The organism is Halopseudomonas sp. SMJS2 (genome assembly GCF_029866945.1).
Classification (GTDB): domain Bacteria; phylum Pseudomonadota; class Gammaproteobacteria; order Pseudomonadales; family Pseudomonadaceae; genus Halopseudomonas; species Halopseudomonas bauzanensis.
The window spans coordinates 803,120-825,498 of the sequence record NZ_CP123445.1 but is presented as its reverse complement, the minus strand read 5'-3'; the positions used below and the strand labels follow the sequence as shown (position 1 = coordinate 825,498).

Here is a 22,379-nt window from a genome sequence, read left to right as displayed (position 1 = left end):
CGCACAGCTCAGGACTCAGATGAGCCCTGCGTCGCCTGAGTCACCGCGGGCAACTGCTTCTCCAGTTGTTGCACACGCTTGGCCAGCCCATCGAGCTGGCGGAAGCGTGCGGCACTTTTCTTCCATTCAGCGGCAGGCTGCATTGCGGTACCGGAGGAATAGGCTCCCGGTTCGGTAATGGAGCGCGTGACCATGGTCATGCCGCTGACAAATACGTTGTCGCAAATCTCGATATGGCCAACCATGCCCACACCGCCGGCGATGGTGCAATGGCGACCGATGCGGGTGCTGCCGGAAATACCGACGCAGGCCGCCATGGCCGTGTGTTCACCGATCTGGACGTTATGGGCGATCTGGATCTGGTTATCCAGCTTGACGCCGTTGCCGATGACGGTATCGCTGATAGCGCCACGATCGATGGTGGTATTGGCACCGATCTCCACGTCATCACCAATCAGCACGCCGCCGATCTGGGCGATCTTCTGCCAACTGCCGCGGTCGTTGGCAAAGCCGAAGCCTTCGCCACCGATCACTGCACCGGACTGAATGACCACCCGCTCACCCATGCGCACGTCGTGGTACAGGGTGACGCGCGGTGCCAGCCAGCTGTCGGCACCGACACGGCTGCGCGCGCCGACGAAGCATTGCGCGCCCAGAGTGACGTGGGCACCGATAACCGCGTCCGCCTCGATCACCGCACCGGCGCCGATGGATGCCGTGCCATCGATCTGGGCCGACTCCGCGATCACCGCCGTCGGGTGAATCCCCGGCTGCGGACGCGGCTTGGGGTCGAAGCGATGCGATAACCGGGCATAGGCCAGGTAGGGATCGTCGACAATCAAGGCGTTACCGGCAAAGTCAGCGGCATCCGCCTCGGTCAACAGCAGGGCACCAGCCTGGGTGGTGGCCAGCAACTTGCGGTACTGACGATTGGCGAGGAAGCTCAGCTGGTCCGCGCTGGCGTCCTGCAAGGTAGACAGACCACTGACTACCTTGCTGCCATCACCGACCAGTCGCGCACCCAGGCCGTCAGCCAGCTGCGCCAGGGTGAAACTGATTGAATCCGCCATCCCGATCAGCGCGCGCTATTCAGGCGCTCGATGACCTGACGGGTAATATCGAATTCCGGTTTCACGTCCACTACTGCGCTGCGATCAATGACCAGATCATAGGCACCGGCCTGCAGGACACTTTCCACTGCCTTGTCCAGCTTCGGCTTGAGCTGCTCCAGCATCTCGCGGTCGGATTGGGCCTTGGCATCGTTCAGCTCCTTGGACTGGACCTGGAACTCACGGGCCTTCTGGCGAAACTCCAGTTCGATTTTCTCCACCTCGCTCTGCCCCAGCTTCTCACCGTCACGCTGCATGCGATCCTGCAGACGCTTGGCTTCAGATTCGAGGTTCTTCAGACGCTGCAACTGGCTACCGAATTTCTTTTCTGCGTCCACGGAATAGCGCTTGGCTGCGTCCGACTCAAGCAAGGCCATCTGATAGTCCAGCACAGCGATTTTCATCTGCGCGGCAGCCGGGAAACTGGCCAGCGCAAACACGGACAATATTGCTACGGAAATAAACTTGCGCACTCTGTGACACTCCTGATGAAAAATGGGGTACCCGGTTTCAGAACGTCTGACCCAGGGTGAACTGGAAGACCTGCCGATCATCGTCAGACTCGTCGTTCAGCGGCACACCAAGGCTGAAGCCCAGCGGACCCAGGGCAGTCAACCACGACAAGCCAACGCCGACACTGTAACGGATTTCGCTAGCGGCCACATCAGGGCAACTGCTGCAATAGGTGTTGAAGACGTTACCGGCATCAAGGAACAGCACTGTGCGCAGCGAGCGTTGGTCCTGGACGAAGGGCGCGGGGAAAATCAGCTCGGCACCACCGGTGATCTTGACGTTACCACCGAAGGGTAACTCGTCGCGATCCGGGTCATCCGGGTGAGGGGTGCTCTTGGGACCCAGGGTACTGTCTTCGAACCCGCGCACCGAGCCGATACCGCCGGCAAAGTAGTGCTCGTAGAACGGCACCTGCTTGGTCGAACCGAAACGCCGGGCGAAACCGCTGTCGGTGTGCAGACGCAGGGTCCAGTCCTGGGTGATCGGGAAGAACCGCTGGCCGCGGTAACCGACCTTGTAGAAATACAGGTCGCTGCCCGGCATGGTGGTTTCCAGCCCCAGGCTCTGCGAGTAACCGCGATCCGGGAACACACCTCGGTTGAGCGTGGATTGCGACCAGCCGATATTGGCCTTGACGCTGAAGAAGTTGTCGCCTTCGGCATCGAGGAACTCACCGATCTCCTGCACGGTGTAGACCCCTTCCTTGATCTTGTCTTCTTGCAATGACAGACCGAAGGACAGACGCGAAGTATCGCTGATCGGATAACCGATATTGAAGCCGGCACCATAGGAGTCGACCGAGTAGCTGGAGATATCCACATCCAGCTCATCGTAATCGGTAGTGCGGTAGAAGGCGTTGTAGCCCAGGCTGACACCATCGGCGGTGAAATAGGGGTTGAGGAAACCGAACGACAGCGCGGTCTGGTAGGCCGAGCGGTTGGCGCTGAAGCTGACGCGGTTACCGGTACCGAAGAAGTTGTTCTGGCTGATCGAGCCACCGAGAATCAGGCCGGTGCCCTGGGCAAAACCGAGGCTGGCAGTCACCGAGCCGGAGGGCTGCTCTTCCACGGTGTAGTTGACGTCGATCAGGTCGTCAGCGCCGGGAACCGGCACGGTTTCAACGTTCACTTCCTTGAAGAAGCCCAGGCGCTCGAGACGCACCTTGGATTGGTCGATCAGGTAGGTTGATGCCCAACCACCTTCCATCTGGCGCATCTCGCGACGCAGCACTTCGTCATCGGTCTTGGTGTTGCCACGGAAGTTGATGCGGTTGACATAGGCACGCTGTCCAGGATCGACAACGAAGGTTACATCGACGGTGCGATCTTCCTCGTTGACCTGAGGAATACCGTTGACGTTGGCGAAGGTGTAACCCTCGTTACCCAGGCGGCGACCGATCAGGTCCGAGGTCGCTGTCATTACCTGGCGCGAGAACACCTGGCCCGGCTCAACCAGCAGCAAGCGGCGAACGTCCGCCTCGGACACCACCAGGTCGCCCGACAGCTTCACGTCATTGACGGTATACAGCTCGCCTTCGTTGACGTTGACGGTGACATAGACGTGCTTCTTGTCCGGGGTGATGGATACCTGGGTGGAGGTGATATCCATATTGATATAGCCGCGGTCCAGGTACCAGGAGCGCAGCCGCTCCAGGTCGCCGGACAGTTTTTCACGGGAATACTTGTCATCGTTACGGATGAAGGACAGCCAGCCGGTGGTCTTGAGTTCGAACAGCGGAATCAGCTCTTCGTCGGAAAACACCGAGTTGCCGACCACATTGACGTGCTTGATGGAGGCGACCGAGCCTTCATCCACGACGATTTTCAGCGCCACCCGGTTGCGCGGCTCGGCAATCACCTGGGCATCGATATCGGCGGAATAGCGGCCCTGGGCTACATACTGGCGCAGCAATTCGTTGCGTACGCCTTCCAGCGTCGCCTGCTGGAAGATCTCCCCCTCAGCCAGCCCGGCCATGCGCAGGCCGTCGAGCAAGTCCTCGGACTTGATCGCCTTGTTACCTTCCAGTTCGATGGAAGCAATGGATGGCCGCTCAACTACATTGATGACCAGCACATCGCCTTCTCGACCCAGCTGGATGTCCTGGAAGAAGCCGGTACGAAACAGGGAACGGGTAGCATCGACCAGCGACTGATCATCCACATCGTCGCCGATGTTGAGAGGCAAGGCACTGAACACACTGCCAGCGGAAACACGTTGCAATCCATTGACGCGTATGTCGGAGATCTGGAAGGCATCGGCATAAACTCCCGGCGCCAGGAGTATCAGCAATAGCGCAGGCAATAGGTAACGTTTCATGAAATCCGTTCTGGCTGACTGGTTAATTCTTATCTGCCGCATGCGACAGCTCGGGTATTGGAGCGGGTGTCACCAGGACATTCCCGCTTCCGTATCTCTATGCCGCTCAGCTGCCCAACCGGCTTATATCGTTGTAGATGGCGAATAACATCACGCCGACAATCATGGTCAATCCTATCTGCAATCCCCACCCCTGGATACGCTCGGAAAGGGGCTTGCCTCTGATCCACTCGGCCACGTAATACACCAGATGACCACCGTCGAGCACCGGAATGGGCAGCAGATTCAACACCCCCAGACTGATGCTCAGATAGGCAATGAAACCGAGAAAGCTTTCGACTCCAGACTTGGCCGAGGCGCCCGCCACTTTAGCAATGGTTATCGGGCCGCTCAAGTTTTTTGCCGAGACCAGCCCGGTGACCATCTTTTTCAGCGAATCGAGGGTCAGCGCGGTCATGTCCCAGGTTTTCATCACTGCCACCGGGATCGCCGTCAGCGGATTGTGGCTGATGCTGCGCATCATGTGCTCGGGCCATTCGAAGGCTTCGATACCGGCACCGATGAAACCGATCAGCCGGCCATCCTGCTCACGGGCTGCGGGAGTCAGGGCCAACGTGCGGATGCCTCCCTCACGCTCCACGGTCAATTCCAGTGTCTGACCGGCGCTGGCCTGAATAGCCGGCACCACGTCCACCAGCCAGTCGCTGACCGGCTCGCCATCGATCGCCACGATCAGATCGCCCGCTTGCAGTCCAGCCGCCGCGGCCGCGCCATCCGGACTGATCTGCCCGATCAGCGGTGGCACCGCCGGCTTCCAGCTGGTCAGACCCAGCGCCGCTACCGGGTCCGGCTGTTCGGCCCCGCGCAGCCAGCTCTGCAACTGCAGGGTATAACTCTGCGGCGCGCCGCCCTCACCTTCCCGCGCCAGCAGCTGCAGCTGTCCCGTTTCGCCAAGGCGGCGGATCAGCTGCAGATTGACTTCATGCCAGGTGGGCGTCGCGGTACCGTCAATCTCGAGGATCTCCAGCCCTTCGCGCATACCGGCGCGCTCGGCGATACTGCCGGGCTCGACCGGGCCGGTTACCGGTGCGACCGTGGTGATACCCAGCACCGCAATGATCCAGAATGCCAGGATAGCCAGCAGGAAGTTGGCCAACGGGCCGGCAGCGACGATGGCAATGCGCTGCTTGACGCTCTTGCGGTTGAACGCTTGATCCAGTTCCTGCTCCGGCACCGGACTCTCGCGTTCATCGAGCATCTTGACGTAGCCGCCCAACGGGATGCCGGCAATCACATACTCGGTGCCTTGGCGATCATGCCAGCTATACAAAGCTGGCCCGAAGCCGATGGAAAAGCGCAGCACTTTGACGCCGCACCGACGCGCGACCCAGAAATGGCCGTATTCGTGAATGGTGACCAGCAGCCCCAATGCCACGATGGTGGCCAGCAGAGTAAACAAAAGATCCATTCAGCGCCTCATTCGGGGACCGGTCTGAGTCTCATACTCAGACCCGCTTGACCAGCCATGTTTCCGCCTGTTCACGGGCCTGCTGATCAGCCAGCATGACCTGTGGCAGCTCTTCGACCCGCTCGGGCGGAAGGCAGTTCAATGTGTGCTCGATAATAACAGGGATGTCGGTGAAACCAATGCGTCCACCGAGAAAGGCCTGCACGGCCACCTCGTTGGCGGCGTTGAGGATGGCGCAGGCGGTGCCGCCAGCGTCAAAAGCCTGCCGAGCCAAGGACAGACAGGGGAAACGCAGCGGATCAGGGGCCTGGAAGTCCAACCGCGCGGTCCGCAACAGGTCGAGCGCACTGACCCCGGAATCGATCCGCTCCGGCCACGCCAGTGCGTGGGCGATGGGGGTACGCATATCGGGATTGCCCAGCTGCGCCAGCACCGACCCATCGACGTAATCGACCAGCGAATGCACCACGCTCTGTGGGTGCACCACCACCTCGACCTGCTCGGGTCGCGCATCGAACAGCCAGCAGGCCTCGATCAGCTCCAGGCCCTTGTTCATCATGCTGGCCGAGTCCACAGAGATTTTCTGTCCCATCGACCAGTTGGGGTGCGCGCAGGCCTGTGCTGGTGTTACCCCGGCCAGGTCTTCCAGCGCATAATCGCGGAAGGGTCCGCCAGAAGCGGTGAGCAGAATACGCCGCACGCCTACCTTGCCGAGGCCGGCGCCGTAGTTCTGCGGCATGCACTGAAAGATGGCGTTGTGCTCGCTGTCGATCGGCAGCAGCTGCGCGCCGGACTGGCTCACCGCCTGCATGAACAGGGCGCCAGACATGACCAGTGCTTCCTTGTTGGCCAGCAATACGCGCTTGCCGGCACGTACCGCCGCCAGCGTCGGGGCCAGTCCGGCCGCGCCCACAATGGCCGCCATGACCACCTGGACACGCTGATCGGCTGCCACGTCGGCCAGCGCCTCGGACCCATGCAGCACCCGGGTCAGCACACCGGCCGCCGCCAGACGCGGCTGCAGTTCAGCGGCCTGGGCCGCGTCCGCCACCACAGCGAACACCGGCCGGTGCTGTTGACACTGCGCCTCCAGCACAGCCATGCGGCTGTGCCCGGTCAGAGCGAAAACACTGTAGCGGTCAACGTGCCGGGCCAGCACATCCAGAGTGCTGACGCCGATCGAGCCGGTTGCACCCAACACTGTAATCCATTCGTGACTCAACCCAGCAGACTCCCGAACAGATACCAGCCCAGGGAGAAAACCGGTACCGCCGCCGTCAGGCTGTCGATGCGGTCCATCACACCTCCATGCCCGGGCAACAGGTTGCTGCTGTCTTTCAGACCCTGCTCGCGCTTGAACAGACTTTCGGTCAGATCACCCACGACCGAAAACAGGACGACTACCAGGGTACCGACCATACCGATCAGAATAGATTGCATGGACCAGCCGAGATAGAGCATCGCCGCCACGGCAAGCAACTGGGTCAACAGCACACCACCAAGTAGACCCTCGATGGTCTTGCCGGGGCTGACCCGCGGCAGCAGTTTGTTGCGGCCGAAGGTCTTGCCGGCAAAATAAGCGCCGATATCCGCCGCCCAGACCATCACCACCACAGCCAGTATCAGCCATAGCCCGCCGTCCAGCGCACGCAGCCAGACCAGTCCGTACCACGCCGGCAGCAATATCAGCAAACCGAACAGCTGCGCAATCAGTGAGCCGGTCCAGAGTCCGCGACCGTTGGGGTAGCGTATGATCATACTGGTCGCCAGCAGCCACCAGCCCAGTGCCGGCGCCAGCAGAAAATGCGGCGCCCAGGCATCGCGATACAGGCCGACCAGCATCAGCGCCACCGCCAGAGCATAGATTACCCGCCCTTTCTGCGAGGCCTCACCGGCAAGCCGGGCCCACTCCCAGGCTCCCAGAGTAACAATGAAGCCGATCATCACGGCAAACCAGAGATGGTCGAGCAGCACAAAGCCGGCGATGACCAGGGGCGCTAGAATCACGCCGGTGAGAATGCGTTGCTTGAGCATCAGGACTCCGCTGCCACTTGTTCGCTGGTCTTGCCAAAGCGCCGCTGCCGGCGAGCAAAATCCGCCAGTGCCTCGCGCATGGCATCGTGTTTGAAATCAGGCCAGAAGAGATCGGAAAAATAGAGTTCGGCATAGGCCATCTGCCACAGCACGAAGTTGCTGATACGCCGCTCGCCGCCGGTGCGAATACACAGATCGGGCAGCGGCAGACCGGCAGTACTGAGCCGGGCTGCAAGATCATCCGCTTCGATGGTATCAGCGTCCAGAATGCCCGCTGCGGCATCGCGCGCCAGCGAACGGGCCGCCTGGGTGATATCCCATTGCCCGCCGTAATTGGCTGCCACCAGCAGTCGCAGACCCCGACATTCAGCAGTGTAGGCCTCGGCATCCGCCATCGCCTGCTGCAACTTTGGCGTAAAGCGGCTGCGCTCACCAATGATGCTCAGACGGATGTCGTTATCCCGCAGCTTGCGCACTTCCCGGTGCAGTGCCAGCAGGAACAGCTCCATCAAGGCGCCGACCTCAGCCTGCGGCCGGGCCCAGTTCTCACTGGAGAAGGCGAACAGCGTGAGTACTTCCACCCCTTCCCGGGCGCACACCTCGATGACCGCACGGACGGCATCCACGCCCGCTTTGTGCCCTGCCACACCGGGCAGGAAACGTTTGCGTGCCCAGCGGTTGTTGCCATCCATGATGATGGCGACATGGCGAGGGACGGACCCGGTTGCAGCTTTATTATCAGTCATGATCAGGGTCTGCTGGTGTGCTGAACAAATTCATCTCCTGGTGCCCCTGCCCCGATCAGGCGCGCCCTTGGGCAGCACCCGCCAGGGCGGGATCTGCCTCAGATGGCCATCAGGTCCGTTTCTTTGGCTTCCAGCGCCTTGTCGATCTCGGCAATGTACTTGTCGGTGAGTTTCTGCACCTCATCTGCGGCACGACGCTCGTCGTCTTCGCTGATTTCCTTTTCCTTCTGCAGGTCCTTCAGCTGACCCAGCGCATCACGACGGATATTGCGTACCGCCACCCGCGCGTTCTCCGCTTCGCTGCGCGCCTGCTTGGTATAACCCTTGCGGGTTTCCTCGGTCAGTGCGGGCATCGGCACACGGATGGTGGTGCCGGCAGTCGCCGGGTTCAGACCCAGGTCGGAAGTCATGATGGCCTTTTCCACGGCCTGAATCATGCTCTTGTCGAATACGCTCAGGGCCAGCGTACGCGAGTCTTCGACGGTGACGTTGGCCACCTGACGCAGCGGCGTGTCGGACCCGTAGTAGGACACCATAACGCTGTCGAGAATGCTCGGGTGTGCCCGACCAGTGCGGATCTTGGCGAAGGCGACGTCCAGCGACTCGGCCGACTTCTTCATACGTTCCTGCGCTTCTTGCTTGATTTCGTTGATCATTACTCAGCCCTCGATCAATGTTCCCTCGGCGCTTCCTACCACTGCATTGAGCAGCGCGCCAGGCTTGTTCATGTTGAATACCCGCAAGGGCATCTGGTGATCGCGGATCAGACAGATGGCTGTCAGATCCATTACACCCAGCTTGAGGTCCAGCACCTGGTCATAGCTGAGCTTGTCGAAACGTTCGGCATTCGGATCCTTCATCGGATCGCGGTTATAGACGCCGTCCACCTTGGTTGCCTTCAATACCACATCCGCATCCACCTCGATACCGCGCAGGCAGGCGGCAGTGTCGGTGGTGAAGAAGGGGTTACCGGTACCAGCGGAAAATATTACCACGTCGCCACCAGCCAGATAGCGCATGGCCTTGCGTCGATCATAATGCTCGGTGACGCCTTCCATGGTGATGGCTGACATCACCCGGGTCTGGATATTGGAGCGCTCGAGGGAGTCGCGCATGGCCAGACCGTTCATTACGGTGGCCAGCATGCCCATGTGGTCACCGGTAACCCGGTCCATGCCAGCGGCACTGAGAGCGGCGCCGCGGAACAGATTGCCGCCACCGATCACCAGTCCCACCTGTACACCAATGCCAATCAGTTGGCCGATTTCCAGCGCCATGCGGTCCAGCACCTTGGGATCGATACCGAAGTCTTCGGTACCCATCAGGGCCTCTCCGCTGAGTTTGAGAAGGATTCGCTTGTACTTGGGCTGACGGCTGCTAGGTACCTGGGCCATTCATCACTCTCCTGCTGTGGCTGGTGAAACACTCAACAAGTCACACCCAGACCATCAGGATGGCGACTTGTTCAGTATTTCTTAAAAAGAAGGCTTCACGCCTGCGCGGGAAGCCTTCCGATACTACTCTGGTTGCAGACTCCGCGCAGGGAGTCTGCAGAGCGCTGGTCACGCCGCGCAATTACTGCTTGGAGGCAGCAATCTGGGCAGCTACTTCGGCAGCGAAGTCAACCTCGGCACGCTCGATGCCCTCGCCCACTTCAAAGCGGGTGAAGGAAACGATTTCAGCACCAGCTTTCTTGGCCAGCTCGCCGACCTTGATTTCCGGATCCTTGACGAAGGCCTGCTCGACCAGACTGGCTTCGGCGAGGAATTTGTTGATCCGGCCTTTGACCATATTCTCAACAATATTCTCCGGCTTGCCGGCGATCTTGTCAGCATTCAGGCTCAGGAAGATTTCCTTTTCCTTCTCGATCACTTCAGGAGATACCTGGGAAGGATCAAGCAGCTGCGGGTTACTGGCAGCCACGTGCATGGCGATGTCACGGGCCAGCTCGGCGTCGCCGCCTTTCAGGACAACCAGTACACCGATACGATGACCGTGCAGGTAGGCACCCACCACGTCGCCTTCAACACGGGTCAGACGACGGATGTTGACGTTCTCACCACACTTGGCAACCAGCGCCTCACGGGCGGTTTCCTGATCGGCGATCAGCGGAGCAGCGTCGGTGTAACCGGCAGCGAAACCCTTCTCCAGGCTATCGTTGACGAAGCCCTTGAAGTCGTCTTGCAGCGCCAGGAAGTCGGTCTGGGAGTTGACTTCGATGATAATGGCTGACTTGTTGTCGTCCGCCACCTTGACAGCAATGGAGCCTTCAGCGGCAATGTTGCCAGCTTTCTTGGCGGCCTTGATCGCACCGGCAGCACGCATGTCGTCGATGGCTTTCTCGATGTCGCCATCCGCTGCGGCAAGCGCCTTTTTGCAATCCATCATGCCCTGGCCGGTACGCTCACGCAGTTCCTTGACCATGGCTGCAGTAATCTGTGACATGAATTATTCCTCTGGCTTGCTTGATTGGGAGCCACCCGGACCACAGGGTAGCCTCATCATGTTGCTTTCAAGATATTTCAACATAGTGCAAAAAGGGGGCAAGGCCCCCTTCTTGGTTACGGCATTGAGACCACGCCGGTTCCTGCTCAGCCTTCGGAGGCCTCGGGAGCCGCAGCAGCTTCTTCGACGAACTCGTCGACACCGCCGCTGTTTTTGCCGCGCAGTACAGCATCAGCCATGGCGCCGGCGTACAGCTTGATGGCGCGGATGGCGTCATCGTTACCGGGGATCACGTAGTCGATGCCTTCGGGGCTGCTGTTGGTATCGACGATGCCGATGACCGGGATGCCCAGCTTGTTGGCTTCGGTGATAGCAATGCGCTCGTGCTCGACGTCGATGACGAAGATGGCGTCAGGCAGGCCGCCCATGTCCTTGATACCACCCAGGCCGCGATCCAGCTTTTCCAGGTCGCGGGTGCGCATCAGGGCTTCTTTCTTGGTCAGCTTGGTGAAAGTGCCGTCCTGGGACTGAACTTCCAGGTCACGCAGACGCTTGATGGACTGACGGATGGTCTTGTAGTTGGTCAGCATGCCGCCGAGCCAGCGATGATCAACGTAGGGCATGCCAGCGCGGGTGGCTTCTTCAGCAATGATCTTGCTGGCAGCGCGCTTGGTACCGACGAACAGCAGCTTGTTCTTGCCACTGGCCAGTTTCTCCACGAAGCTCAGGGCTTCATGGAACATCGGCATGGTCTTTTCCAGGTTGATGATGTGAATCTTGTTGCGAGCGCCGAAAATGAACTTGCCCATTTTCGGGTTCCAGTAACGGGTCTGGTGGCCAAAGTGCGCACCGGCCTTCAGCATGTCACGCATGGAAACTTGGGTCATGATAACTCCATATATAGATCGGGTTGGGCCTCCACGCATCCCGCTATCCAACCCCGAAGGGCACCCAGGACAACGTGTCGATACGTGTGCGGTTTCAGTAAATACCTGAGGTAAAAATCTGCGGTTCTCTCAGGCGCGGCGCTTTATACCATAGAGTGGGATGCCGAATAAAGGCTGGCGTGCCGAACGGCGCCTGCCCCGGGCAGCCTTTCTATCTGATAAACTCACGCCCAATCAATCCATTCCGCACGCCAGTCGGCGTGGCAAGACGAGAGAATTCCCCCAATCATGAGCGTATCCATCAAGACCCCCGAAGACATCGCCGGCATGCGCGTCGCCGGCCGACTGGCCGCCGAAGTGCTGGAAATGATCGGGGAATACGTCAAGCCGGGCGTGACCACCGATGAGCTGAACCAGCGTTGTCACGACTTCATCATCAATGAACAGAAAGCCATTCCCGCGCCGCTGAACTACGGCGGCGGGCACGGTCGCATCCCCTTCCCCAAGTCCATCTGCACCTCGCTCAATCACGTGGTCTGCCATGGTATTCCCAACGACAAGCCGCTGAAGAATGGCGACGCGATGAATATCGATATCACTGTGATCAAGGATGGCTACCACGGTGACACCAGCAAGATGTTCCATGTTGGCGAGGTACCCGACTGGGTCACCCGACTGTCCCGCGTTACCCAGGAGTGCCTGTACAAGGGTATCTCCGTGGTTCGCCCCGGCGCCCACCTCGGTGATATCGGCCAGATCATCCAGGACCATGCCCACGCCAACCGTTACAGCGTGGTGCGCGACTATTGCGGCCACGGCATCGGCAAGGTCTTCCACGAAGAGCCCCAGGTGCTGCACTACGGCAAGGCCGGCACCGGACTGGAGCTGAAGGAAGGCATGATCTTCACCATCGAGCCCATGCTCAATCAGGGGCGTGCCGAAACTCGGCTGCTGGGCGATGGCTGGACCGCCATCACCAAGGATCGCAAACTCTCTGCCCAGTGGGAGCACACTATCCTGGTCACTGCCGATGGCTATGAGGTGCTGACTCTGCGCAAGGAAGAAGACTTCCGCTAAAGGCCAACTCTGCCGAGGAATCATTGTGGATCACGAACTGTTTGACCCTGGCCAATTCCAGGCGGACCTGGCCCTCAAGCGCAGCCCGATTCCGGCTTTCAAGAAAGCCCTGCGCCATGCCCGCGAGGTGTTGCAGGCACGTTTTGAGGGCGGCCGGGACATTCACAAGCTGATTCACGATCGGGCCTGGCTGGTCGATCAGATCCTGCGCCAGGCGTGGACTACCCTCGGCTGCCCCGACGAAGCCGATATCGCCTTGCTGGCTGGCGGCGGCTACGGGCGCGGGGAATTACACCCCCATTCGGACATCGACCTGCTGATCCTGCTACGCGATGGCACCGGCGATCGCTACAACGAGGCTATCAGCCACTTTCTCACGCTGCTCTGGGACATCGGCCTGGAAGTTGGCCAGAGCGTGCGGACGATCAGCGAATGCCAGGACGAGGCGCGCGCCGATGTCACCGTGATCACCAACCTGATGGAATCACGGACACTGGTTGGTGACGAAGCCTTGCGCCAGGCCATGCTCGACGCTGTCGGGCCGCAGCACATGTGGACCAGCGCCGAATTCTTCCGTGCCAAGCGCGCCGAGCAACATGCCCGTCACGCCAAGTTCAATGACACCGAGTACAACCTCGAACCCAACGTCAAGAGTTCACCCGGCGGGCTGCGTGATATCCAGACCATCGGCTGGGTCGCCCTGCGCCACTTCGGCACCAGCGACCTGCGCGAACTGGTCGAGCAGGGCTTCCTGAACGAACCCGAGTACAACATCCTCGCTGGCGGTCGCACCTTTCTCTGGCAGGTACGCTTTGCCCTGCATGCCCTGGCCGGGCGCGCCGAGGACCGGTTGCTGTTTGATCACCAGCGCGCCATCGCCCGTCTGTTCGGCTTTGAGGATAACGACGCCAAGCTTGCGGTCGAGCGCTTCATGCAGAAGTACTACCGCATCGTCATGTCGCTGTCGGAACTCAACGACCTGCTGATGCAGCATTTCGAGGAGATCCTGCTGCGCGATGCCGAGTCGGCAGAGATCCAGCCGCTCAATTCCCGCTTCCAGGTACGCAATCACTACATCGAAGTGACGCATCCGCAAGTATTCAAGCGCACGCCCTTCGCGCTGCTGGAAATCTTCGTGCTGATGGCCCAACATCCGGAGATCCGTGGCGTGCGCGCCGACAGCATCCGCTTGCTGCGTGACCATCGCCACCTGATCGATGACAACTTTCGCAGCGACATCCGCAACACCAGCCTGTTCGTCGAACTGCTGCGCTGCCGCGAAGGCGTGCACCGCAACCTGCGGCGCATGAATCGCTACGGCATTCTCGGGCGTTATCTGCCGGAATTCGGCCGTATCGTCGGGCAGATGCAGCACGACCTGTTCCACATCTATACCGTGGACGCCCACACGCTCAACCTGATCAAGCACCTGCGCAAGCTGGGCCGCCCCGATTATCAGGAAAAGTATCCGCTGGCCTGGAAGATCTTCTGCCGCCTGCCCAAGCCGGACCTGCTGTACATGGCCGGACTGTACCACGACATCGCCAAGGGCCGTGGCGGCGATCATTCCGAGCTGGGTGCGATCGACGCTACGCTGTTCTGCCAGCGTCATCAATTGCCCGCCTGGGATACCCACCTGGTCAGTTGGCTGGTGGAGCATCATCTGCTGATGTCCACTACCGCCCAGCGCAAGGATATCTCCGACCCCCAGGTGATCCACGACTTCGCCGTCCAGCTGGGCAACCAGGTGCGCCTGGACTACCTGTATGTGCTGACCATCGCCGATATCAACGCCACCAACCCCAATATGTGGAACTCCTGGCGGGCCTCGCTGCTGCGCCAGTTGTATACCGAGACCAAGCGCGCCCTGCGCCGCGGGCTGGACAATCCGCCCAATCGCGCGCAATTGATCGCCGACACTCAACATGCCGCCATGGATATCCTGGTACGCACGGGCATCGACGAGGAGGACGCCGAAGCGCTCTGGGCACAACTGGGTGACGATTACTTCCTGCGCCACACCGCCAGCGATATCGCCTGGCATACCGAAGCCATCGTGCAACATCCCGAGCACCGCGGCCCGCTGGTGCTGATCAAGGAAACAGCCCAGCGTGAATTCGAGGGCGCCACCCAGATATTCCTCTACACGCCCGAGCAGCACGATCTATTCGCCGTGACTGCCGCAGCCATGGATCAGCTCAACCTGAGCATTCAGGACGCCCGGGTGATCACCACCACCAACCGCTTCAGCCTGGATACCTATATTGTGCTGGACGCCGATGGCGGCCCGATCGGCGATCATCCCGAACGCATCCGCGAGATCAAGGCCGGGCTGCTTGAGGCACTTTCCGACCCCGACGCCTACCCCGCCATCATCCAGCGCCGGGTGCCGCGACAGCTCAAGCACTTCGCCTTCGAGCCCGAGGTCACCATCTTCACTGACCATAGTGGACAGCACACCACGCTGGAATTGAGCGCGCCCGATAGGCCAGGCCTATTGGCCAGAATGGGAAAAATATTTCTCGATTTCGACATCAGCGTGCAAAATGCGCGCATCGTCACGCTGGGTGAGCGTGTGGACGACGTATTCGTGATCACCGATGCGGACAATCAACCACTGTCCGATCCGCAATTGTGCGAGCGATTGCAGAGCACCATCATCCGTACACTCGGCCCCCACACCCAGCAGTCGGATAACGGCATACCCCATTCAATCGTGTTTTGAGGATCGACCCCGGATGAACCAGGACCTGCAGCAACTGCAACCCTACCCCTTTGAAAAGTTGCGGGCACTGGTCGCCGATATCACCCCCAACCCGGCGCTGTCACCGATATCCCTGTCGATCGGCGAACCCAAGCATGCTTCGCCGGCCTTCGTGCTGGACGCCATGGCGGCACACCTGGACAAGGCGGCCATCTACCCCTCGACCGCAGGTCTGCCGGCGCTGCGCCAGGGTATCGCTGACTGGCTGAGCCAGCGTTTCCAACTGCCCACCGGCATGCTCGACGCCGACCGGAACGTATTGCCGGTCACCGGTACCCGCGAAGCGCTGTTCTCCTTTACCCAGGCCGTGGTGCAGCGGGACCCGCAAGGTCTGGTGGTCAGCCCCAACCCCTTCTATCAGATCTACGAGGGCGCAGCGCTGCTGGCCGGCGTACAGCCACATTATCTGGCTTGCGATGCCAGCAATGGGTTCATCCCCGATTTCGACAAGGTGCCGGCAGATATCTGGCGGCGCTGCCAGTTGCTGTTCATCTGCTCCCCCGGCAACCCCACTGGCGCAGTCACCTCACTGCACACCCTGCAGAAACTCATCGCGCTGGCGGACGAGTACGACTTCGTCATCGCCTCGGATGAGTGCTACAGCGAAATCTACTCACCGGCCCAACCGGCTCCGGTCGGTCTGCTGCAGGCCTGTGCCAGTCTGGGACGCACGGACTTTTCCCGCTGCGTGGTGTTTCACAGTCTGTCCAAGCGCTCCAACCTGCCCGGTCTGCGCTCCGGCTTCATTGCCGGCGACGCCCGTCTGCTCGAACCCTATCTGACCTATCGCACGTATCACGGCTGCGCCATGCCGGTCCAGACTCAATTGGCCAGTCTCGCCGCCTGGCAAGACGAAGCGCATGTACAGACCAACCGCAGCCTGTACCAGGACAAGTTCGATGCCGTACTGGACATCCTCGGTGATGTCATGGACGTCCAGCGTCCGGATGCCGGCTTCTATCTGTGGCCCGTCACGCCCATCGATGACGAAACCTTCACCCGCCGCCTGCTGGCCGAGCAGAATGTGGCCGTGGTACCGGGACGCTACCTGTCACGCGATGTCGAGGGCCATAACCCCGGCGCCGGTCGTGTGCGCCTGGCGCTGGTTGCACCGCTCGGCGACTGCATCGAAGCAGCGCAACGCATTCGTACCTTTATCAGGAGCCTCTGACCATGATCACCCTCTACGGCATCAAGGCCTGTGACACCATGAAAAAAGCCCGCACCTGGCTGGACGAACATGGCGTCGAATACCAGTTTCACGACTACAAGAAGGAAGGCATTGATGCTAACCGGCTGCACACCTGGTGCACCGAACATGGCTGGGAGAAGATTCTCAACCGCCAGGGCACGACCTTCCGCAAACTCGATGACGCAGACAAGCAGGACATCGACCAGAACAAGGCCGTCGCTCTCATGCAGGCCAACCCCTCAATGATAAAAAGACCGGTACTGGATACCGGCTCACAGCGTCTGGTCGGCTTCAAGCCCGATCTCTACGCCGCTGCCTTCTGACTACATGCACAAAGGAACCACCCCTGATGAGTGACCATTTCAGCCTGGCCCTGGGCATCGGCACCCAGAACAATGCCGGTGACTGGTTGGAAGTGTACTATCCCCAACCACTCCTGAAACCCGATCGCCGTATCGTTGCCGTTTTCGCCGAACAGCTCGGCTACGACGGTGGCAACCAGGCCATCAACTTTAACGCCAGTCAGTGCGCCGCACTGGGCAAAGCCCTTATCGATGCAGGCTTTGCCGAGCTCGGCGCATTGGCCAACCAGTTGGAGCACAGCACCCGTCCGCTGGTCGCCACCATCCTGGAAACCGATGACGCACCCATCACCACCCCCGGTGCCTATCTCAAGCTGCACCTGCTGTCGCATCGTCTGGTCAAGCCCCATGAAGTGGTGCTGGCTGGCCTGTTCCCGCTGCTGCCCAATGTCGCCTGGACCAACGAAGGCGCCATCGACCTGACCGAGCTGCCCCAGCGCCAGCTGGCAGCCCGCCTTGAGGGCCGCGATCTGCAGGTGCACAGCGTCGACAAATTCCCGCTGATGACCAACTACGTCGTGCCCAGCGGTGTACGCATCGCCGACACCGCCCGGGTCCGCCTGGGCGCCTATATCGGCGAAGGCACCACCGTCATGCATGAAGGCTTCATCAACTTCAATGCGGGTACCGCCGGTACCAGCATGGTGGAAGGCCGCATCTCCGCTGGCGTATTCGTCGGCAAGGGCTCGGACCTGGGTGGCGGCAGCTCGACCATGGGTACACTCTCCGGCGGCGGCAATATCGTCATCTCGGTGGGTGAAGGCTGTCTGATCGGCGCCAACGCCGGTATCGGCATCCCGCTGGGTGATCGCTGCACCGTCGAAGCCGGCCTGTACATCACCGCGGGCCTCAAGGTCGCGCTGCTGGACGACGCCGACAACCTGGTGGAAATCATCAAGGCCCGCGACCTGGCCAACCAGCCCGACCTGCTGTTCCGCCGCAACTCACAGACCGGCTCAATCGAGTGCAAGACCAACAAGAGCGCTATTCAGTTGAATAGCATCTTGCATGCGCACAATTGAGTGATTGAGTGATGGAAAAGCCCGGCTCGCCGGGCTTTTCCTTAAGTACTACTTACTGATCGGCTCTAACTTCATATATCCAGTTGAGATCGGCTACTTGCCATAATATAAGGGCGGCCTTGCTGTCACTCGATGTGATGTAGTCACCATCAGCCTGAAAATGGGTATTTGTAACTGCCATCCATCAAGGGTGTATCCTCCGCCATCTTCTCCTTTATTAGCGAAAGAACGGCTTGTTCCTGGTCTTTGCGGAAATAAATAGGATACAGGTGTAGATGGTGCTCTTTATTGGCAAGATCAACCTCTGCTGGGTCAATCACCTTATTTTCCCAGTCAACACTCAATGCAAGCAGCCCTTTCCGTTCATCCAATAAGGCCTTGCGAATCTCTGACCAGATGACCTCATCACGACGAAATCGTTTGTAGATTGCCTTGTAGTTTGAGTCGCCACCCACGGATGCCAGCAGAATTCCCACCAACGCCGGCCCTGCCAGTGCGGCAATGGATAGTGCAGGGTTACTGATCAGTGCCATCAAGATGATGCCGACTACAATAAAGGGAAATACCTTGAGGAAGGTAAACACCAGATCAGGGATATCCTGCCACTGGCAGATTTCCAAGCGCTCTTCGGTGGCGCGGTAGACGAAGACGGTTTTTTCCATACCAATTTTAACGAACAAGAAAACCATAAGAAGCATGGGCAAAAAAAACATAAGGGATATTTCCATATCGTTTTTAAAAAGCCCATACATCCCGCCGACAAACATTAAGAATCCAGGAATCATGGCCGGAAGCCCGTCGCCGAGAATACTTTTATCGATAGCTTTCACCGTCCAGGTTAATACCTGGGGCTCGGTGCTATATTCCCATTCCATTCTGTCAGATAAGTCTGGTGTTTTACGCCAGCCGGTACGTCTCATTAAATTACTCCCAAGGTAAGGATATTCCGCGTACCAGCCGGAATGCTGTCAATCACCAAAGGCCTACTACCCCCATCTGGCTCGGTGACCTGCCCGTGTACATAAGGGTTCTCGTGCAGGCTGCCTGCCTTCATACCATTAAGGTCGATATTGAAACGATAACCAAGGGTATCGGGACGGTCCAACATTGCTGGCGGATAATGGATCTCAACTTCCAGCCTATCCATTCCCCAGCGATGGGGCAGATGAACAAGCCAGACTCGCCAGTCCTCTGGAGCGTACTGTGCGGGCAGTTGGTCTCTATATTTTCGTACGTCCAGCGATTCCCAATCGCCAAGTTGCTCAAGCCCGATCCAGTTACCTTCAGCAAAGTACTCGGCATAGAGATTGGCTCGATACCCGGTCTGTCTGTCCCTGCTGAACCAGCCTCCTTCTGCCACCATGATCGGATAGATACGGATATCTTGCCCTGCTACGTCAGGCGGCAGTACCAGCTTCAGCCAGACGCCATTTCGGTTGGGGTTGTTGAGGTCGCTCATTTTCCCCTTCAGGGTTTGCGCTACGATGGTCGGACGCAGCAGCACCTCTTGCAGGGCACGTAACTCATCCTTGTTGCCCTCCTCCGTATCTGGCCAGTAATCTGCTTGTGAGTTACTCCAACTGCTACGGTATAACCAGAGCTTCAGGCCTTCCAGCTTGAGGCTATCAGCCACCAATGAAATGATCAGATAGGCGGCACCCGCAATTGCAAACGCGACAATGATCCACGGCGCGAAAACAAGCCCTGCTGCGCGGCTTCCAAAGAACACTCCTAAAGAACGAAACACTTGGAATGTCCCTACCCCTCCCATCCCAATAGTCAGAACACGTTTGGATTGGAGTGCCAGCTTTTCAGCTTCAGAGTCCGCATTGTCGATTTCTTCTTTTATCTGGAAGGTCTCAGCCACCGATGCAATCACCGCCAACCCCGACATAGCAAAGGCTCGCTTGGCAAATGTCTTGAACAGGGCCTTATGCTGTCCGTGGTCCGGATGCCAGTACTTGGCTGCGGCATCCACAAGACGCACCTGAACAGCCTTACCTTTAACGGTTGCCTCACCAGTAAGGCCAGCCATCCTCGCCCAAGCCGGCATTATCGCCAGCGCAGTCAAACCACTGAGCATGGTGGCCGCGGCTGTGCTGACTGATAGCTGGTCCTTGGTAGTCCATTCGCCGCTGGCTCCGGCGTCGGCCATGGCGGTGTGGACGTTCCAGAAGTTTAGTACCGTGACCAACCCTGCCAACCCCTTGTTGATATTGTTCTTGACCCAGTCGTTGGCTCGTTTGATATAGCTGCCATAATCCTTGGCTTTGGCTTCCAGCTGTTGGGCCAGCTCAGCTCGACCGAGAGTTTCGATGGTGAAAGTCCGCTGCTGAATGGCGGTGTGCTGCGTTTGCTGGTGGATCTCGCCACGCGCAAGAATTTTGGCGGGCATTTCCAGCATCAGGCTATCCAGTTGTTGTTTGAGCTGTCTCACATCCCGGGTGGCAGCTTGACGATCATGGCGTGCTCCGGTGCGCGCTACGTGGCTCTGGGCATTGAGTTTACGGGTGACCATGACGACCTGTCGCGTCCAGCGTGCATGTTTCTGTCGGTACTCTGGGTCGAGGATGAGATAGGGTTTGATTTCATCGACTGTGCTTTGCACTGCCACGCTGATGGTCAGATAGGCAACGGGTTTCCATTGCGGGCCAAGCCGGCTGCTGACGGCGGGCAGCAGTTTGTACTCGAAGGCTTCCCAGAGGTCTTCGAAATGTTGGCTGGCGACCTTCAATAGTGTGTCATAGGCGCGTTGGGCCGGTTGGCTCATACGCTGAAACAGGGCGCTGTTGCGGATGGTTTCGTTGCTGAGTACGTCGGTGATTTCCTGGGAGCGCTTCGCAACTGAACCGGCTACCGCCAGGTTGATACCTTCCTGCTCGGTAAATTCCTGTGCCAATCGGTCAATATTCGACGCCAGTTCCTTGTCGAAGTTGTAGTGTGCCAAGCCCATCAGGGTGTTTGGTTCGGCGTAGTCCTTGATAACCCAGTCACGACCGGCTTCATGTTGAGTGAGTAGACCCAGCCAGGCATCCGCGTGTTCTATCAGGCTCAGGCATTGACTCTCCTCGGTCTGATCATGAAATACACAGAGGGGGTCTGTCCCCAAACGCTTCAGCCAGACGATCAGGTCTTCAAGACAGATGTTCAGTGAGGCCTGATGGCCGTCGAGCTCTGCACGCTTTTCCAGTACATATTGCTGAGCTTCGCCAAAGCGCACCTGCCCGCGCAAGGAGTCTCTGGCCCGCCACTGGGCCAACAGCCTATCCACGCGATCGACGATGTCTTCGCCATATTCGGCGATCAGCAAGTCCCGCTCTTTGATGGCCTGCTGGAGCCCGACGGTTCCTCCATTGGCGGCATCGAACTGCTGCATGACCCTCGCATCCAGATAACGCTGGGCTTTCCGTTTGAAGGTGTGAAAGGCTTGGTCATCCACATTGAGTGTGGTTTCCAGATCAGAAAAGTCCGCTCCCGCCAGCATTTCCACATACTGAGCCACTGTCAGCCGGTGCATATGCTGTTCTTCAAACTGGGCCAGGGCCAGTGCTGGGCCAGCCGCTTGCATGCTCAGGTCTTCAAGTATGCCCAGCGGGTCATCCAGTGCAATGAACAGGGCTGAGTCCTGATCCGGCACGCAGGCCAACACCCGGTCACTCCCCAGAGCCGGTTTGCAGGCCTGCTCCGCATCCTGGGCCTGGGTGGCCACCAAGGTGCTGTCGAAACGCAAGTCCGCCTTCGCCGTGCCGGGGTCAATATCAGCGACATGCTCTGCTATTTCAGTCAGTGCAGCACAGTGGGGTGCCTGCATGGTGTGGGCATATCCGGCCAGATCGAGGGGGCGCATCCAGCGCGCTTGCTCTGCTGGATCAGCCATACGTTCGTGAGTGTACTCACTCCACTTCACACTGGAGTAAGCCAGTAGCAACTGGTGCCCTCGTGGATACAACAGATGGCCCAGCGCGGGCTCCGCGCTACCCCCAGCTGCTGCAGCCTGCTTGCTGAAGGTCGCGTCTTGCACACGGTATTCATCCAGTGTGTTGGCGGTCTGGTCGATGACGTACAGCCACCCATCACGCAACTGACGCTGGGTATAGGTCCGCGTGTGCAGAACAGGTAAGGAGGCTGCGCCTTGCCAAGTGGCGGGTATCGGATGCGGGCCCGGTTCACCGCTGGTGTGCGCGGCTTCATCGAGTGCATAGCGCACCGGGAAAATAGCTATTTCTACCTGCTGCAAAGGGCACTGTCCGATACTGGTCATGGGCTTGTCAGCAAACGTGGCGAAAAGGTTGTCTCTGATCTCGCTGGGCGTGCGCATGCTGGTCATGTCGGTAGTCCTTCTGGCTCAGCCATAGTCCGGTAATACTGTTGGAGGCGTTGGTCGGGGGTGAATGCGGCAGTTTGATGAAGGCTTAGCCAATGCTGGTAGCACCCATCAGTGGCG

At 59.3% G+C, this 22,379-nt stretch carries 18 protein-coding genes; 5 read left to right on the top strand and 13 right to left on the bottom strand.

The genetic code is table 11. From position 1 onward, the window contains the following. Positions 1-8: 8 nt before the first annotated feature. The 11 genes from lpxD to rpsB form a co-directional block, all read right to left on the bottom strand. Positions 9-1,070 (bottom strand): UDP-3-O-(3-hydroxymyristoyl)glucosamine N-acyltransferase, encoded by a 1,062-nt coding sequence (gene lpxD, locus QAO71_RS04060; RefSeq protein ID WP_036990859.1) that lies wholly within the window; start codon positions 1,068-1,070, stop codon positions 9-11. Positions 1,071-1,075: 5 nt separating this feature from the next. Continuing rightward, positions 1,076-1,582: an OmpH family outer membrane protein gene (locus QAO71_RS04055; protein ID WP_036990861.1), complete on the bottom strand. Its 507-nt coding sequence runs from the start codon at positions 1,580-1,582 to the stop codon at positions 1,076-1,078. A 37-nt stretch (positions 1,583-1,619) separates the two neighbouring features. Continuing rightward, positions 1,620-3,938, bottom strand: coding sequence for an outer membrane protein assembly factor BamA (gene bamA, locus QAO71_RS04050; RefSeq protein WP_036990864.1), 2,319 nt, complete (start codon positions 3,936-3,938; stop codon positions 1,620-1,622). A gap of 106 nt (positions 3,939-4,044) precedes the next feature. Further along, positions 4,045-5,406, bottom strand: a complete 1,362-nt coding sequence (rseP, locus tag QAO71_RS04045) for a sigma E protease regulator RseP (RefSeq protein ID WP_036990867.1) — start codon at positions 5,404-5,406, stop codon at positions 4,045-4,047. A 37-nt stretch (positions 5,407-5,443) separates the two neighbouring features. Beyond that, positions 5,444-6,628, bottom strand: coding sequence for a 1-deoxy-D-xylulose-5-phosphate reductoisomerase (ispC, locus tag QAO71_RS04040; protein WP_280165293.1), 1,185 nt, complete (start codon positions 6,626-6,628; stop codon positions 5,444-5,446). Beyond that, positions 6,625-7,440, bottom strand: a complete 816-nt coding sequence (locus tag QAO71_RS04035; RefSeq protein WP_136869152.1) for a phosphatidate cytidylyltransferase — start codon at positions 7,438-7,440, stop codon at positions 6,625-6,627. Before QAO71_RS04035 ends, ispC begins: the two co-directional genes overlap by 4 nt. After that, positions 7,440-8,186, bottom strand: a complete 747-nt coding sequence (gene uppS, locus QAO71_RS04030; RefSeq protein WP_074780863.1) for a polyprenyl diphosphate synthase — start codon at positions 8,184-8,186, stop codon at positions 7,440-7,442. The genes QAO71_RS04035 and uppS overlap by 1 nt, the downstream gene beginning before the upstream one ends. Before the next feature lie 98 nt (positions 8,187-8,284). Then, complete coding sequence (gene frr, locus QAO71_RS04025; RefSeq protein WP_036990877.1) at positions 8,285-8,842, bottom strand: ribosome recycling factor; 558 nt, start codon at positions 8,840-8,842, stop codon at positions 8,285-8,287. A gap of 3 nt (positions 8,843-8,845) precedes the next feature. After that, positions 8,846-9,580, bottom strand: coding sequence for a UMP kinase (pyrH, locus tag QAO71_RS04020; protein ID WP_036990880.1), 735 nt, complete (start codon positions 9,578-9,580; stop codon positions 8,846-8,848). 181 nt (positions 9,581-9,761) lie between these two features. After that, positions 9,762-10,631 (bottom strand): translation elongation factor Ts, encoded by an 870-nt coding sequence (gene tsf, locus QAO71_RS04015; protein ID WP_036990882.1) that lies wholly within the window; start codon positions 10,629-10,631, stop codon positions 9,762-9,764. 146 nt (positions 10,632-10,777) lie between these two features. After that, the gene (gene rpsB, locus QAO71_RS04010; protein ID WP_036990884.1) at positions 10,778-11,518 is read right to left on the bottom strand and encodes a 30S ribosomal protein S2; all 741 of its coding nucleotides are present in this window, start codon (positions 11,516-11,518) and stop codon (positions 10,778-10,780) included. 288 nt (positions 11,519-11,806) lie between these two features. Here rpsB and map point away from each other — a divergent pair, with 288 nt between their 5' ends. Genes map through dapD form a run of 5 tightly spaced genes read left to right on the top strand, consistent with a single transcriptional unit; the run spans position 11,807 to position 17,935 of the window. Then, positions 11,807-12,595, top strand: coding sequence for a type I methionyl aminopeptidase (gene map, locus QAO71_RS04005; RefSeq protein WP_074780869.1), 789 nt, complete (start codon positions 11,807-11,809; stop codon positions 12,593-12,595). Positions 12,596-12,620: 25 nt separating this feature from the next. Continuing rightward, on the top strand, positions 12,621-15,320 hold the full coding sequence (locus QAO71_RS04000; protein WP_280165292.1) for a [protein-PII] uridylyltransferase: 2,700 nt from the start codon (positions 12,621-12,623) through the stop codon (positions 15,318-15,320). A gap of 13 nt (positions 15,321-15,333) precedes the next feature. After that, the gene (dapC, locus tag QAO71_RS03995) at positions 15,334-16,530 is read left to right on the top strand and encodes a succinyldiaminopimelate transaminase (RefSeq protein ID WP_280165291.1); all 1,197 of its coding nucleotides are present in this window, start codon (positions 15,334-15,336) and stop codon (positions 16,528-16,530) included. A 2-nt stretch (positions 16,531-16,532) separates the two neighbouring features. Continuing rightward, positions 16,533-16,874 (top strand): ArsC family reductase, encoded by a 342-nt coding sequence (locus tag QAO71_RS03990; RefSeq protein WP_074780878.1) that lies wholly within the window; start codon positions 16,533-16,535, stop codon positions 16,872-16,874. 23 nt (positions 16,875-16,897) lie between these two features. Continuing rightward, entirely contained in the window at positions 16,898-17,935 is a 1,038-nt protein-coding gene (dapD, locus tag QAO71_RS03985; protein ID WP_211242638.1) for a 2,3,4,5-tetrahydropyridine-2,6-dicarboxylate N-succinyltransferase, read from the top strand. 149 nt (positions 17,936-18,084) lie between these two features. On the opposite strand, the gene QAO71_RS03980 is transcribed toward dapD, so the two are convergent. Together QAO71_RS03980 and QAO71_RS03975 are read right to left on the bottom strand one after the other, a co-directional pair. Then, a complete protein-coding gene (locus QAO71_RS03980) occupies positions 18,085-18,855 on the bottom strand; it encodes a hypothetical protein (RefSeq protein ID WP_280165290.1) in 771 nt (256 codons plus the stop codon). Next, positions 18,855-22,262 carry a T6SS effector BTH_I2691 family protein gene (locus QAO71_RS03975; RefSeq protein WP_280165289.1) on the bottom strand — a complete coding sequence of 1,136 codons (3,408 nt, stop codon included), beginning with the start codon at positions 22,260-22,262 and terminating at the stop codon, positions 18,855-18,857. The genes QAO71_RS03980 and QAO71_RS03975 overlap by 1 nt, the downstream gene beginning before the upstream one ends. Positions 22,263-22,379 lie beyond the last annotated feature (117 nt).

Excerpts from the sequence above, each read along its gene's own strand:
- lpxD (WP_036990859.1), bottom strand. The coding sequence starts at position 1,070 with ATGGCGGATTCAATCAGTTTCACCCTGGCGCAGCTGGCTGACGGCCTG.
- bamA (WP_036990864.1), bottom strand. The coding sequence starts at position 3,938 with ATGAAACGTTACCTATTGCCTGCGCTATTGCTGATACTCCTGGCGCCG.
- rseP (WP_036990867.1), bottom strand. The coding sequence starts at position 5,406 with ATGGATCTTTTGTTTACTCTGCTGGCCACCATCGTGGCATTGGGGCTG.
- QAO71_RS04035 (WP_136869152.1), bottom strand. The coding sequence starts at position 7,440 with ATGCTCAAGCAACGCATTCTCACCGGCGTGATTCTAGCGCCCCTGGTC.
- uppS (WP_074780863.1), bottom strand. The coding sequence starts at position 8,186 with ATGACTGATAATAAAGCTGCAACCGGGTCCGTCCCTCGCCATGTCGCC.
- frr (WP_036990877.1), bottom strand. The coding sequence starts at position 8,842 with ATGATCAACGAAATCAAGCAAGAAGCGCAGGAACGTATGAAGAAGTCG.
- pyrH (WP_036990880.1), bottom strand. The coding sequence starts at position 9,580 with ATGGCCCAGGTACCTAGCAGCCGTCAGCCCAAGTACAAGCGAATCCTT.
- tsf (WP_036990882.1), bottom strand. The coding sequence starts at position 10,631 with ATGTCACAGATTACTGCAGCCATGGTCAAGGAACTGCGTGAGCGTACC.
- rpsB (WP_036990884.1), bottom strand. The coding sequence starts at position 11,518 with ATGACCCAAGTTTCCATGCGTGACATGCTGAAGGCCGGTGCGCACTTT.
- map (WP_074780869.1), top strand. The coding sequence starts at position 11,807 with ATGAGCGTATCCATCAAGACCCCCGAAGACATCGCCGGCATGCGCGTC.
- dapC (WP_280165291.1), top strand. The coding sequence starts at position 15,334 with ATGAACCAGGACCTGCAGCAACTGCAACCCTACCCCTTTGAAAAGTTG.
- QAO71_RS03990 (WP_074780878.1), top strand. The coding sequence starts at position 16,533 with ATGATCACCCTCTACGGCATCAAGGCCTGTGACACCATGAAAAAAGCC.
- QAO71_RS03980 (WP_280165290.1), bottom strand. The coding sequence starts at position 18,855 with ATGAGACGTACCGGCTGGCGTAAAACACCAGACTTATCTGACAGAATG.
- QAO71_RS03975 (WP_280165289.1), bottom strand. The coding sequence starts at position 22,262 with ATGACCAGCATGCGCACGCCCAGCGAGATCAGAGACAACCTTTTCGCC.